This is a genomic window from Klebsiella sp. I138, assembly GCF_051131765.1.
Lineage (GTDB): Bacteria > Pseudomonadota > Gammaproteobacteria > Enterobacterales > Enterobacteriaceae > Klebsiella.
The window spans coordinates 344,361-358,829 of sequence record NZ_CP180447.1; the positions used below are offsets into that span (position 1 = coordinate 344,361).

General features: G+C 54.7%; 11 protein-coding genes and 1 pseudogene. 7 read left to right on the top strand and 5 right to left on the bottom strand.

Annotated elements, in window-relative coordinates:
• Positions 1-6 precede the first annotated feature (6 nt).
• Both ACMYSK_RS01570 and speB read right to left on the bottom strand, forming a co-directional pair.
• Positions 7-1,518, bottom strand: a complete 1,512-nt coding sequence (locus ACMYSK_RS01570; RefSeq protein WP_434639692.1) for an aldehyde dehydrogenase family protein — start codon at positions 1,516-1,518, stop codon at positions 7-9.
• Positions 1,519-1,602: 84 nt separating this feature from the next.
• A complete protein-coding gene (gene speB / locus ACMYSK_RS01575; RefSeq protein WP_434639693.1) occupies positions 1,603-2,580 on the bottom strand; it encodes an agmatinase in 978 nt (325 codons plus the stop codon).
• Positions 2,581-2,732: 152 nt separating this feature from the next.
• On the opposite strand from speB, the gene ACMYSK_RS01580 reads away from it, so the two are divergent.
• Both ACMYSK_RS01580 and ACMYSK_RS01585 read left to right on the top strand, forming a co-directional pair.
• Complete coding sequence (locus tag ACMYSK_RS01580; RefSeq protein ID WP_434639695.1) at positions 2,733-3,644, top strand: LysR family transcriptional regulator; 912 nt, start codon at positions 2,733-2,735, stop codon at positions 3,642-3,644.
• A gap of 227 nt (positions 3,645-3,871) precedes the next feature.
• A pseudogene (locus tag ACMYSK_RS01585) lies at positions 3,872-4,051 on the top strand (YkgJ family cysteine cluster protein); the annotation flags it as partial.
• Here ACMYSK_RS01585 and setB read toward each other — a convergent pair.
• Complete coding sequence (gene setB / locus ACMYSK_RS01590; protein WP_434639697.1) at positions 4,048-5,229, bottom strand: sugar efflux transporter SetB; 1,182 nt, start codon at positions 5,227-5,229, stop codon at positions 4,048-4,050. The pseudogene ACMYSK_RS01585 and the gene setB overlap by 4 nt on opposite strands.
• 331 nt (positions 5,230-5,560) lie before the next feature.
• Between setB and fruB the strand changes: the two genes are divergently transcribed.
• The 3 genes from fruB to fruA are packed head-to-tail and all read left to right on the top strand — an operon-like array spanning position 5,561 to position 9,338.
• Positions 5,561-6,691 carry a fused PTS fructose transporter subunit IIA/HPr protein gene (fruB, locus tag ACMYSK_RS01595; protein WP_434639699.1) on the top strand — a complete coding sequence of 377 codons (1,131 nt, stop codon included), beginning with the start codon at positions 5,561-5,563 and terminating at the stop codon, positions 6,689-6,691.
• Positions 6,692-7,630: a 1-phosphofructokinase gene (fruK, locus tag ACMYSK_RS01600; RefSeq protein WP_123755161.1), complete on the top strand. Its 939-nt coding sequence runs from the start codon at positions 6,692-6,694 to the stop codon at positions 7,628-7,630.
• A gap of 16 nt (positions 7,631-7,646) precedes the next feature.
• Complete coding sequence (gene fruA, locus ACMYSK_RS01605) at positions 7,647-9,338, top strand: PTS fructose transporter subunit IIBC (protein WP_434639701.1); 1,692 nt, start codon at positions 7,647-7,649, stop codon at positions 9,336-9,338.
• 98 nt (positions 9,339-9,436) lie between these two features.
• Here the strand turns inward: fruA and nfo are convergent, their stop codons facing one another.
• Positions 9,437-10,294, bottom strand: a complete 858-nt coding sequence (nfo, locus tag ACMYSK_RS01610; RefSeq protein WP_434639703.1) for a deoxyribonuclease IV — start codon at positions 10,292-10,294, stop codon at positions 9,437-9,439.
• 93 nt (positions 10,295-10,387) lie between these two features.
• Positions 10,388-11,437 (bottom strand): YeiH family protein, encoded by a 1,050-nt coding sequence (locus ACMYSK_RS01615; RefSeq protein ID WP_434639705.1) that lies wholly within the window; start codon positions 11,435-11,437, stop codon positions 10,388-10,390.
• 282 nt (positions 11,438-11,719) lie between these two features.
• On the opposite strand from ACMYSK_RS01615, the gene yieE reads away from it, so the two are divergent.
• Together yieE and lysP are read left to right on the top strand one after the other, a co-directional pair.
• Positions 11,720-12,586 (top strand): DNA-binding transcriptional regulator YeiE, encoded by an 867-nt coding sequence (gene yieE / locus ACMYSK_RS01620; RefSeq protein ID WP_434639707.1) that lies wholly within the window; start codon positions 11,720-11,722, stop codon positions 12,584-12,586.
• A gap of 191 nt (positions 12,587-12,777) precedes the next feature.
• Complete coding sequence (lysP, locus tag ACMYSK_RS01625; RefSeq protein WP_434639709.1) at positions 12,778-14,247, top strand: lysine-specific permease; 1,470 nt, start codon at positions 12,778-12,780, stop codon at positions 14,245-14,247.
• Positions 14,248-14,469: the final 222 nt, after the last annotated feature.

Consider the following 14,469-nt stretch of genomic DNA (forward strand, 5'->3'; position numbering starts at 1 on the left):
GTGGCATTACGACGGCAGCGTTATCCAGACGGTTTTGGTTTCCATCAGGTAGTCGAGTTGTTCAGGCCCGAGGTCCTTACCAAAACCAGACTCTTTGTAGCCACCAAACGGTAGGGCTGGGTCGATGGTACTGTGCGCGTTCACATACACTGAACCGGCTTTGAGCTTTGGAATCAGAGTGTGTACACCGGCAAGGTCGTTGGAATAAATGGCGGCGGCCAGACCATAGGGTGAATCGTTGGCAAGGGTAATGGCTTCCTCGACGGTATCGAACGGTGCGGTTACCAGCACCGGGCCGAAGATCTCTTCCTGGACAATGCGCATTTCATTGCGGCAGTGGGCAAAGATGGTTGGCTCAACAAAGAAACCGTTTCCTTCCCGGGGGCGGCCACCGTAGTACAGCGTCGCGCCTTCGTTAATGCCCGCTTCAATGTAGGACAGCACGGTGTCTTTTTGTCTGGCGGATACCAGCGGGCTGATGAAGCACTCCTCGTCCAAACCCGGTGCTATTTTTAGCGTCGCGGTGTAGTCGGCAAGCGCGGCCAGAAACTTGTCATAAATACTGCGGTGAATATAGGCGCGCGTACCGGCATCGCACACCTGACCTGAGTTAAAAAACACGCCGTTGGCAACAGCCTGGGCTGCTGCCGGGATGTCTGCATCTTCTAACACCAGAACCGGAGATTTACCGCCCAGCTCAAGGGTGACACGCTTGATGTTTTCAACCGCAGTCTGCCCGACGGCTCGGCCAACAGGGGTTGAACCGGTGAAGGTGACTTTATCGATACCTGGGTGGCGGGTCATAGCCGCACCAATCACGCTGCCGTAACCGGTGATGATATTAACCACGCCGTCCGGGATACCCGCTTCCTGGACCAATTCGGCAAAGCGCAATGTTGAGAGCGAAGTAAGCTCCGCAGGTTTAATCACCGCGGTACAGCCGACCGCCAATGCTGCCGCCAGTTTCCATGCCATGGTCTGGAGCGGGAAATTCCACGGCACAATGGCAGCCACTACGCCAAGCGGTTCTTTACGGGTATAGGCCAGATAATTGCCTGGCAGCGATGGCTCGACGGTGCGGCCATGCAGTTTAGAAGCCCAGCCTGCAAAATAGCGGAAGGTATCAATGGTGCCCTGGATATCAACAGCACGCGCCTGGGCTGCCGATTTACCCATATCGATGGACTCAATTTCAGCCAGTTCATCGGCGTTGGCTTCAATCAGGTCAGCCAGACGGTGCATCAGGCGCTCACGCTCAAGAGGCTTCAGGCCACGCCACTCACCGTGGTCAAACTGATGGCGGGCGGCGGCTACCGCGCGGTCAAGATCGGCGGTGGTTGCAAGTGGAATAGTGGTGAGCACGCCTTGCGTGGACGGCTCGATAACCGCACTCACTTCACCGGTGCTGCCCGTTACCCACTGGCCGCCAATGAACATTTTCTGTGGTTTAGTCAAAAAGCGCCGAGTTGTTTCGGAGATACCGTATTGGTCGAGATACTGTTGTACTGTTGCGTCCATTTGCATGTCCTCTCTTTTTTAAACCCGAATTTTGCCCCCCGGGTTTGGGGGAGAAGGGTGATGGCAACACCACACCGAATTTAGTTAGCGATATCGGGCTTGTTTACGCTCATGGAAAATGAAACCAATGCTGTTCATCAGTAGCTGGGCGGCAAGGATCGAGGTCACGCCCGTTGGATCATAAGCCGGAGCGACTTCCACCAAATCCATACCGATAATGTTGCCGCCACTGCGTTTAGCGAGAGCCTGAATGATTTCCAGCACCTCGTAATACTGGAAGCCGCCATGACTTGGTGTGCCTGTGCCCGGGGCGATAGAGGGGTCGAAACCGTCAATATCAATGGTCAGGTAGTAGTTACAGCCCCCTGGAATTTGTTCGAGTACACCCTCAGTGCCTAAGCGGCGTACATCACGCACTGACAGAATGCTGGAGCCCGCTGCACGTGCTGAGTCATAGTCGCTGCGGTTAGATGAAGAGACGTTACGAATGCCCAACTGGGTCATGCCGACGATATGGTCCATTTCTGAGGCGCGGCGTAACGGGCTGCCATGGCCATAGCGCACACCGTGACGTTCATCGACAAAATCAAGGTGGGCATCGAAGTGGACAATGTGAACCGGACCCAGACCTTCGTAGGCTTTGATGACCGGGGCGTGTATTGAATGATCGCCACCCAAAACAATCGGCATAGCACCGGAGGCAAGTATTTTACGCACTGCCAGTTCAATATTGGCGTTGCTGCTCACCATATCGGTATGGACGATATCCGCATCACCCACATCAACCATGCGCACCTGGTCTTCAGTCAGGTAGAGCACATCATCTTCATGGTCATAAGCACCGGCATGGCCGAATGAAAATAGCGTAGACGCTTCACGAATACTGCGTGGTCCAAAACGGGCACCAGAGCGCCATTGGGTGCCCATATCATTGGGTGCGCCGAGAATAGCGACATCAGCATCTATTTCTTCCCAATTAAGGCAAACCGGCGATTTGGCAAAAGTACAATGCCCGACGAATGGCAAATTTAATCGCCCTGTCTCATAGTTATTGTTTCCCATGTTTTCCCCATTCACTGTGGATATTCTGATGCGACCTGGCACATGTTTATTTGCCATGACATTGACTATGGACAACAATTTGAGGGATAAAAATAGAAAATATCAGATGTTCATATCGGTAATTCCGAAGCAATTCGTGAAGGGAGCAAAGCGTGAATCAACTGCACAATATTGATCTTAAGTTGCTGAGAATTTTCATGACAATTGTGAACTGCAACGGTTTTTCAGCCGCGCAGGCCGCATTAAATGTTAGCCAATCCACCATCAGCGAACAGATGACCAGTCTTGAAACGCGACTTGGCGTCAAATTGTGCGAAAGAGGGCGCAGCGGTTTTCGTCTTACCGAATACGGAGCGGCTACTTACGAGGCGGCACAACGCCTGCTGCTGGCGGTGGACACGTTCTGCATGGATACCTCAGCGCTTAAGCAGCATATTTCAGGCAGGCTTTATCTGGGCATTATTGATAATACGGTTACCGACAGTGGCAGCGTGCTGTCACGCGCGTTGCGTGGGTTTGTCTCGCATGGCCACGATGTGCAGCTGGATATTTACATTGGCACCCCCGCAGAGCTTGAAGCCCGTGTGCTGGATGGGCGCTTACATATCGCAATAGGCCATTTCCCGTTTGAGGTAGCCGGGTTGTCATATACCCATATCTATGACGAGCCTGATGGCCTGTATTGCAGCTGTTATCATCCCTTGTTTAATAACTTACCCAGTGGTGAAGTGCTTATTGAAACTATCCGTGATAGTCAAATAGTGGCACGGAGTTTCTTGCAACAGCGCGATTTGCAATTGCTTAAATCAGGCAGTGCGGCGGCAACGGTGGATAATGTTGAGGCGCAGGCTATTTTAATTCTGACCGGTGCTTATATCGGTTTCTTGCCAACGCATTACGCCCGCCAATGGGTGGATACGGGCCAGATGCAACAAATTGTGCCGGAACAATTTGGTTCGAAATGGCCTTTTTCTTCGGTAACCAAGCGCACAACCACACAACCTGCCGTGCTGCGCGTGTTTATGGAAGCGTTGATGAGTCATGTACAGCATATTTCGGTTTGATAGTTGAATTACCACAGATAATTTAGATGTTTACTTTTATGAGTATTTTTCCGTTGAATGTGGATATATCAGAATCATGAAATGCAGTTGTTTCATAGATGAAAAATACACATGTGAGTACAGTTTGTGACTTATTGAGGATGATGACTTTGGGGGATAGGAAAATAAGATATGCCTGATGCTGACTGCAGGGGTATAAATTTAAAACCATGAATAATTGTATATCTGGCAAGCCCGCTAATACGCGCTGCATCCAGCTTTCAGCCAATAATCTGTGCAACATCTTTACGGCGCCGCTCAGACTGAAAGTTTGCGCGAGCCTGCATCCGATTCTGGAGATGTGTTCGACGAATCGTGATGCGGCTATGACCGGTCTTATCCGGCTGGAAGCGAGTACCGCGTCTTAAACGTCCTTTATGCGCCACAGGCAAATCATTGAGGCGGCACCCATGCCGAGTGCAATCCAGAAAACCGCGTGATAGCTCCAGATTTCAGCGACGACGCCCGCCAGCGAACCGGCGATAATCCAGCCGACGCGCGTTGTATTGGTATAGAGCGTGGTGGCGGCCCCGGCCTGGCCTGGCATCAGGTCCTGGAAATAGAGCATGCCTATACCCGCCAGGATACCGATGAAAATGGCGTTCAGCGCCTGCATCGCCAGCAGTAATACTGGCGTATGCACCAGCAGCATCCCCACGTAAAACAAGATTCCTGCCACCGCAGCAATACGCATCAAAAACCGCTTTCCAAAGCGCCTGGCGTAATAACCGGCAATCAGCATCGTCGGGATTTCCAGCCCGGCGGCGGTCCCCATCATCAACCCGGCCAGCTTCTCTGACAAATGCAGTTCATTAATGATATAGAGCGGCATATTAATAATGTACAGGCTATTGATACCCCACATTAATGTGCAAACGCTGAACAGCAGTAGCGCATCGCGACGATGGGTTCGCGGCGCTTCCAGATGACCCACGACAGCCTGTTTCTCTTTGCGCATGCTGGGCAGAAAGAACCAGACCATCGCCCCGCAGACGACGAAGGCAATCGCGGCGCAGAGATACATCACGGTAAAACCGAAGCCCATCGCCAGCGCGTAGGCCAGCGGCGGGCCGATGACCCATGCCAGCGAAACCTGGGCGCGTAGAATGGAGCTGAACATGACGGCTTCGCGGCCGGTTTTATCGGCATGCTCGCGCGCAAGGGCGAACATCTGTGGGTTAGCGGTAGAGCCGAAGCTGCTGAGGAAGACCCCGACGAACAACAGGATAAAGTAGTTGCGATTCCAGGCAAACAGCAGGCAGGCCAGGACCCCGAGCAGGCAACAAAAGACGATCAGCTGTTTACGATCGCCCTGGCGGTCCGAACGTCCGGCCAGAAACTGACTGACCAAAATACCGATGACCGCGCTGCCGGTAAAAAAGAAACCGACCATCGCCGGGCGTACATGCACTTCATTGGTCAAGAACAGGCTCAGCGTCGGCGTTTGCAACGCGCCGGCGATGCCTGTCAGGAAGGCGACGATCAGGAAAGCAGAAGAGGTTAAATCGAACCCGCGTCGAGGGAGGGCGGTGCTACTGTTTTGCATGTGCGGTTATCTGTAATTGTTAGAGCAGCGGAGTTTACGCCGGCACTCAGAAAATGAACAGTAGTATGGTATGAAAAATTAAAAAGCAGTTTCAAATTAAGATGTTCAGCAAAAAGCTGACGCCAGGCTGAATGTGGAGAGTGAGCTTCAGCAAAAATGTGCTGCACCTCTAATTTCTGTTATCAGGATGATAACAGATCTTGCGCAGTGGATAAGAAAGGTACAGACTCATTGAAACGTTTCAGCGTCATCGGGAGTTTATCCATCAGGAAGATGACGCTTTTTTTCTCAAAGTAGCTGAAACGATTCAATTCAGCAGGAGAGGAGAACCATGTTCCAGTTATCTGTGCAGGATATTCATCCCGGCCAGCAGGCCGGTAATAAAGAAGAGGCGATTCGTCAGGTTGCCGCAGCGCTGGTCAGCGCGGGCAACGTGGCGGAAGGCTACCTTAACGGGATGCTGGCTCGCGAGCAGCAGACCTCCACATTCCTTGGCAACGGCATTGCTATCCCGCACGGGACGACCGATACGCGTGACCAGGTGCTGAAGACCGGCGTTCAGGTTTATCAATTTCCACAGGGCGTTACCTGGGGAGAAGGGCAGACCGCGTACGTGGCTATCGGCATTGCCGCCAGCTCGGATGAACATCTGGGGCTGCTGCGTCAGCTGACCCACGTCCTGAGCGATGACTCGGTGGCTGAACAACTCAAGTCAGCAACCACGGCGGAAGAACTGCGAGCCCTGCTGATGGGCGAAAAGCAGAGCGAAGCGCTGAAGCTGGATAATGACACTCTGAGTCTGGATATTGCTGCCAGCGACCTGCTGACCTTGCAGGCGCTAAACGCCGCACGTCTGAAGGAAGCCGGTGCCGTTGACGCTTCCTTTGTCAGCCGCGCGATCAATGATACGCCGCTGAACCTTGGGCAGGGTATCTGGCTGAACGACAGCGCGGAAGGTAATCTGCGCAGCGCGATTGCGGTTAGTCGCGCCGCGAATGCCTTCACTACCGATGAGCAGCCGGTATCACTGCTGATCACCGTCGCGATGGCGGATGAACAGCCTACCGCGGTACTGAGTCGCCTGAGTAATCTGCTGATTGATAAAAAAGCTGACCGTCTGCTGAAGTCTGATGGCGCAACCTTGCTGGCTCTGTTGACCAGCGATGATGCCATCGCCGACGACGTGCTGAGCGCTGAGTATGTGGTGCGCAATGAGCACGGGCTGCATGCGCGTCCGGGCACGATGCTGGTGAACACCATTAAACAATTTTCCAGCGACATTACCGTCACTAACCTCGACGGTTCCGGCAAGCCGGCCAATGGCCGCAGCCTGATGAAAGTCGTGGCGCTGGGTGTGAAGAAAGGTCACCGTCTGCGCTTTACCGCGCAGGGTGAAGATGCGCAACAAGCGCTGGATGCGATTGGCGAAGCGATCGCCGCAGGCCTTGGGGAGGGCGCATAAATGAGCAGACGTGTAGCGACAATTACTTTAAACCCGGCATATGACCTGGTGGGTTTCACGCCGGAAATTGAACGCGGCGAAGTGAACCTGGTACGGACTACCGGCCTGCATGCGGCAGGTAAAGGTATCAACGTGGCAAAAGTGCTGAAAGATCTCGGCATTGACGTCACCGTTGGGGGATTTCTTGGCAAAGATAACCAGGATGGTTTTCAGCAGTTGTTCAGCGAGCTGGGGATTGCCAACCGCTTCCAGGTCGTGCAGGGCCGTACGCGCATCAACGTTAAGCTGACGGAAAAAGATGGCGAAGTGACCGATTTCAACTTCTCCGGTTTTGAAGTGACCCCGGCCGACTGGGAACGCTTCGTTAATGACTCCCTGAGCTGGCTGGGCCAGTTCGATATGGTGTGCGTCAGCGGCAGTCTGCCGTCAGGCGTTAGCCCGGAAGCCTTTACTGACTGGATGGTTCGCCTGCGTAGTCAGTGTCCGTGCATTATCTTTGATAGTAGCCGTGAAGCGCTGGTTGCTGGTCTGAAAGCCGCGCCGTGGCTGGTGAAACCAAACCGTCGCGAGCTGGAGATTTGGGCTGGCCGTAAGCTGCCTGATATGAAAGACGTGATTGACGCGGCGCATGCGCTGCGCGAGCAGGGGATCGCCCATGTGGTTATCTCCCTGGGAGAAGAAGGCGCGCTGTGGGTTAACGCCTCTGGCGAATGGATTGCAAAACCGCCTTCAGTCGAAGTGGTCAGCACCGTAGGCGCCGGAGATTCCATGGTTGGTGGCCTGATCTACGGCCTGCTGATGCGCGAATCCAGCGAACATACGCTGCGCCTGGCTACCGCCGTGGCCGCACTGGCGGTCAGCCAGAGCAATGTTGGGATTACCGATCGTACCCAGTTGGCCGCCATGATGGCGCGTGTCGACTTAAAACCCTTTAATTAACAGCAGGAGAGGCATAATGAAAACGCTGCTGATTATTGATGCCGGACTTGGACAGGCGCGCGCCTATATGGCGAAAACCCTGCTGGGTACCGCAGCGCATAAAGCGCATCTTGAACTGACAGACAACCCGAACGATGCTGAACTGGCGATCGTTCTCGGCGCCACCCTGCCGGCTGATAGCGCGCTGAACGGTAAACAGGTGTACCTCGGCGATATTAATCGCGCCGTTGCCCACCCGGAACTGTTCCTGAGCGAAGCGAAAGGCCATGCGACGGCGTACGCTGCGCCGGCTGCTGCTGCGCTGCCGGCCGCGACCGGTGGTGCCAAACGTATCGTGGCGATTACGGCATGTCCTACCGGCGTCGCACATACCTTTATGGCGGCTGAAGCCATTGAAACCGAAGCCAAAAAACGTGGCTGGTGGGTGAAAGTTGAAACCCGCGGTTCCGTTGGTGCCGGCAATGCAATCACCCCGGAAGAAGTTGCTCAGGCGGATCTGGTGATTGTGGCGGCCGACATTGAAGTGGACCTGGCAAAATTTGCCGGTAAGCCGATGTATCGTACCACCACCGGTCTGGCGCTGAAGAAAACCACGCAGGAGCTGGATAAAGCCGTTGCGGAAGCAAAACCGTACCAGCCTTCCGGACAGGGCAGCCAGCAGGCTGACTCTGCGAAGAAAGAGGGCGGTGGAGCTTATCGTCACCTGCTGACCGGTGTTTCTTACATGCTGCCGATGGTTGTTGCCGGTGGTCTGTGTATTGCGCTCTCCTTCGCCTTTGGGATTAAAGCCTTTGAAGTGAAAGGGACGCTGGCAGCCGCGCTGATGCAAATCGGTGGTGGTTCAGCCTTTGCGCTGATGGTACCGGTGCTGGCGGGCTTTATTGCCTTCTCCATCGCGGATCGTCCAGGTCTGACGCCGGGTCTTATTGGCGGTATGCTGGCCGTCAGCGGAGGTTCCGGCTTTATCGGCGGGATCATCGCCGGTTTCCTTGCCGGCTACGTTGCCAAACTGATTAGCACGAAATTAAAACTGCCGCCAAGCATGGAAGCGCTGAAACCGATTCTGATCATTCCGCTGGTTTCCAGCCTGATCGTCGGTCTGGCCATGATCTACCTGATCGGTAAACCGGTTGCCGGCATCCTGGAAGGTCTGACCCACTGGCTGCAAACGATGGGAACGGCGAATGCCGTGCTGCTGGGGGCAATCCTCGGTGCAATGATGTGTACCGATATGGGCGGCCCGGTGAACAAAGCGGCCTATGCCTTTGGCGTTGGTCTGCTGAGTACCCAGACCTACGCACCGATGGCGGCGATTATGGCGGCCGGTATGGTGCCACCGCTGGCGATGGGTATCGCTACGCTGGTCGCTCGCAACAAGTTTGATAAAGGCCAACGGGAAGGGGGCAAAGCGGCGCTGGTTCTGGGTCTGTGCTTTATCTCTGAAGGGGCGATTCCGTTTGCTGCCCGCGACCCGATGCGCGTCCTGCCATGCTGTATCGTGGGTGGCGCGGTGACCGGGGCTATCTCCATGGCTATTGGGGCGAAACTGATGGCGCCGCACGGCGGTCTGTTTGTCCTGCTGATTCCAGGCGCAATTACGCCTGTCCTGGGTTACCTGCTGGCGATTGTCGCCGGTACCCTGGTGGCCGGTCTCTCCTACGCGGTGTTGAAACGCCCGGAAGGACAGACGGTAGAAAAAGCTGCCTGAGTTATCCTCAGCTAACCATTTACTTAGCTAAACAAAAGGGCCGATTATTCGGCCCTTTTTCTCTTTCTGTGTCGCGGTACATTCCGCGCAGTCCGGCGTCAGGCTGAAGCTTCTTCCGTTTGCTGCGCTCGCAGCCAGGCTATCTCTTCACCCCAGATATCCGGGTTGATGGTTTCCAGAATCAGCGGGATGCCGTCGAAACGGCTGTCTTGCATAATCCAGCGGAAAGCATCGTGGCCGATATTGCCTTCGCCCAGGCTGTGGTGGCGGTCAACGCGGCTGCCGAAGGTGCTTTTGGCATCGTTGAGGTGCATGCCGCGCAGGTAGCGGAAACCGACAATCCGTTCGAAATCGGCGAAGGTTTTCTCACACTCCTCCGGGCTGCGCAGATCATAACCGGCCGCGAAGGCGTGGCAGGTATCAATGCATACGCCGACGCGGGATTTATCTTCGACGCCGTCGATGATGGCGGCCAGGTGCTCAAACTTGAAACCGAGGTTGCTGCCCTGGCCGGCGGTATTTTCAATGACCGCAGTCACGCCTTCGGTTTTGGCCAGCGCGATATTAATAGACTCGGCGATACGCGCCAGGCACTCATCTTCCGGGATCTGCTGGAGATGGCTGCCGGGATGGAAATTGAGCAGCGTCAGTCCGAGCTGCTGACAGCGGCTCAGTTCATCAATAAAGGCCTCGCGAGATTTTTCCAGCGCGTCCTCAACCGGGTGGCCAAGGTTTATCAGATAGCTGTCGTGCGGCAGGATTTGTCCAGGACCAAAGCGGTATTTTTCGCAGGCGGCTTTGAATTCAGCAATCGTCTCGTCGCTCAGCGGGGCGGCTCGCCATTGACGCTGGTTCTTGGTAAACAGCGCGAAGGCGGTGGCGTCGATTTCGGCGGCGCGAATGGCAGCATTGGCCAGTCCGCCGGAGGCGCTGACGTGCGCTCCAATGTATTTCATAAAAAAACTCCAGTTAAGCCGCTGGGGGCAGGGTAATGATAGCGGCTTAACTGCAGAGTTACATCAATGAATGCGTACGTTCGACCAACCCGGTTATGCCATCAGGCTGTGAATGGCCAGGTTGATAGCGCCGCCGCCGACAATCAGCCAGACGAACAGCATCAAGGCCATCAGCAGCGGTTTGGCACCGGCTTTTTTCAGCGCGCTGACGTGAGTAGTCAGTCCCAGTGCGGCCATCGCCATCGCCAGCAGTACGGTATCGAGCGTCACCAGCATATCGACGACTGATTTTGGCAGCAGGTGGAAGGAGTTAAACACTGCGACCAGGATGAAGAAGATGGCAAACCACGGAATGGTGATTTTGCTTTTCTCTCCCTGGCCCTCAGGCGCCAGCTGTTTGACGCGAGCGGCCAGAAACAGCAGGAACGGAGCCAGCATCATGACGCGCAGCATTTTCGCGATCACCGCGGCGTTTTCCGCATCCGGGCTGATGGCATGCCCGGCAGCCACTACCTGTGCAACTTCGTGCATGGTGGAACCCATATAGATGCCATAGGCTTCCGGGGTGAACCAGTGGGCCAGCATCGGGTACATGGCCGGGTAGAGGAAGATAGCCAGGGTACCGAAAATTACCACCGTAGCCACCGCGACGGTGACTTTACTGGCTTCCGCTTTGACCACGGGTTCGGTGGCCAGAATCGCGGCGGCGCCGCAGATGCTGCTACCGGCACCGATCAGCCAACTGGTATGTTTGTCCAGACCGAAGACCTTCTGCCCAAGGAAGCAGGCGATAAAAAAGGTGCTGGTCAGCGTCAGGACGTCAATGGTGATACCGCTAACGCCGACATCGGCGATTTGGGCGAACGTCAGGCGAAAACCGTATAAAATAATGCCGAGTCGTAACAGATACTGTTTGGCAAAGATTACGCCGCCGTCACAGGACTGCCACAGTTTAGGGTAAATGGTGTTCCCGATGACCATACCGAATAAGATGGCCAGCGTCAGCGCGCTGAAGCCGGCACCGGCAATAGCAGAAAAGCTGCCGGCCCAGAGTGCCGCGCCGGTCAGAACGGCGGTCAGCGCGAGTCCCGGGATAAAATGCCACAAGGTGCGATGTTTTGTCGGTAAAGTGAGTGCTGTCATAACCTTCTCCTTTGTCTGTGTAAAGATTACGACGTGCTGGTATAAATATAAAATTGATTATATATTTATAATCAATCGGAATAAGTGGTAAACCCGGCGTACTTCAAGTTGCACGTGTGTTGGCTGCGCGCACGCTTCTCAGTCACTTACTTCAGTAAGCTCCTGGGACTCGCTCTTTTGCCGCCTCCTGCAGCTCGAAATTTTTCGCGTTTTTGGTGACATTCCCACGATCGGCGGGTTGTCGGAGAGCCACGCTGCATATAAATGAAGGCAGGATGAGTTATGCATATCACGCTACGGCAGCTGGAAGTTTTTGCTGAAGTGCTTAAGAGCGGTTCAACGACTCAGGCGTCACAAATGCTGGCGCTTTCGCAATCGGCGGTCAGTGCCGCGCTAACCGATCTGGAAGGGCAGCTGGGCGTACAGCTGTTTGACCGCGTCGGCAAGCGGCTGGTGGTGAACGAGCACGGTCGGCTGCTGTATCCGCGTGCGCTGGCGCTGCTGGAACGTGCGGTAGAGATTGAGCAGCTGTTTCGCGGCGATAACGGCGCGATTCGCGTGTATGCCAGCAGCACCATCGGTAACTATATTCTGCCGGAAATTATCGCCCACTATCGCCGTGATTTTCCCGACTTGCCGCTGGAGCTGAGCGTGGGTAATAGCCAGGACGTTATCAATGCGGTGGCCGACCTGCGCGTGGATATCGGGCTTATCGAAGGGCCATGCCATGCGGCAGATATTATCGCCGAGCCGTGGCTGGAAGATGAACTCGTGGTGTTCGCTGCGCCGAATTCGCCGCTGCTGGAAGGTGAGGTGACGCTGCAACGGCTGGCGGAAGCCCCGTGGATCCTGCGTGAACACGGCTCCGGCACGCGCGAAATTGTCGACTATCTGCTGCTGTCGCACCTGCCGGCGTTTCATTTGGGCATGGAGCTTGGCAATTCAGAAGCCATTAAACATGCCGTGCGCCACGGCCTGGGCATCAGCTGCCTCTCCCGGCGGGTGATTGCCGAGCAGCTAGAGGTGGGGTCGCTGGTTGAACTGGCGGTACCGTTGCCTGAACTGACCCGCACCTTGTGGCGGATTCATCATCGGCAAAAACATATTTCCAAGGCTTTACAGCGTTTTCTGCGCTATTGCCAGGTGTAAGTCACCGGCGATAAGCAGTGGTATTATCATGATAGATCAGGAGATTATGACTGGCATTTCCGGGGATTAGTGCTTTACTAATAATCCATTGTCGATCATGAAGCTCTCTTATAACTTCGCATTTGTACCGGATGGAACCCGGATCGTCTGCTACAATCGCGCCTCGTTTTTTGGATGGATAGCATTTTCACATGGTTTCGGATACTAAAACCACAGAAGCGCCCGGCTTACGCCGTGAACTGAAGGCGCGCCACTTGACCATGATCGCTATTGGCGGTTCCATCGGTACAGGTCTTTTCGTTGCATCTGGTGCAACTATTTCTCAGGCAGGCCCTGGCGGGGCACTGCTTTCCTATATTCTGATCGGTCTGATGGTGTATTTCCTGATGACCAGCCTGGGTGAACTGGCGGCATACATGCCGGTATCCGGTTCCTTTGCGACCTACGGTCAGAACTATGTTGAAGAGGGCTTTGGCTTCGCGCTGGGCTGGAACTACTGGTACAACTGGGCAGTTACCATCGCCGTTGACCTCGTGGCATCGCAGCTGGTGATGAGCTACTGGTTCCCGGATACCCCTGGCTGGATCTGGAGCGCACTGTTCCTCGGCATTATGTTCCTGCTGAACTGGATCTCCGTGAAGGGCTTCGGCGAAGCGGAATACTGGTTCTCGTTGATCAAAGTGACTACCGTCATCATCTTTATCGTCGTTGGCGTGATGATGATTGTCGGTATCTTCAAGGGTGCACAGCCGGTGGGCTGGAGTAACTGGACTACCGGTGATGCGCCATTTGCCGGGGGCTTTGCGGCGATGATCGGCGTGGCGATGATTGTCGGCTTCTCCTTCCAGGGCACCGAACTTATCGGGATTGCGGCGGGTGAATCCGAAGATCCGGAGAAGAACATTCCGCGCGCGGTACGGCAGGTGTTCTGGCGTATCCTGCTGTTCTATGTGTTCGCGATTCTGATTATCAGTCTGATCATTCCGTATACCGATCCCAGCCTGCTGCGTAACGACGTGAAAGATATTTCCGTCAGTCCGTTCACCCTGGTCTTCCAGCACGCGGGCCTGCTGTCTGCGGCGGCGATCATGAACGCGGTTATCCTGACGGCGGTACTGTCTGCGGGTAACTCGGGAATGTATGCATCAACGCGTATGCTCTATACCCTGGCCTGCGATGGTAAAGCGCCGCGTATCTTCTCGAAGCTGTCTCGTGGCGGCGTGCCGCGTAATGCGCTGTACGCAACGACGGTGATTGCCGCACTGTGCTTCCTGAGCTCGATGTTTGGTAATCAGACCGTTTATCTGTGGTTGCTGAACACGTCCGGGATGACCGGTTTTATCGCCTGGCTGGGGATTGCCATCAGCCACTATCGTTTCCGTCGCGGCTATGTGCTGCAAGGCCACGATCTGAACGACCTGCCGTATCGTTCGGGATTCTTCCCGCTGGGACCAATCTTCGCCTTCGTACTGTGTCTGATTATTACGTTGGGCCAGAACTATGAAGCGTTCCTGAAAGATACCATTGACTGGGGCGGCGTCGCGGCAACCTATATCGGTATCCCGCTGTTCCTGGTGATTTGGTTCGGTTATAAGCTGGCGAAAGGGACCCGTTTCGTGCGCTACAGCGAAATGAAGTTCCCGCAGCGTTTCAAAGGCTGACGCTCAAAACCGATACTCATCGCTTGCATAAAACCCTCTTTTTAAGAGGGTTTTTTTATATCTGCGTTTCTTACAAATTGATACAGTTCTCCATAATTTTATTGATAATCGAAATCATTATCTTTATCATCCTCATCAAATTCAGGATGAAGCCAATCCCCATATCTTGCGGGTCGTGAAGAACCGGCAAGGGGCGACCAGCCACGTCAACTGTAAAAAAAG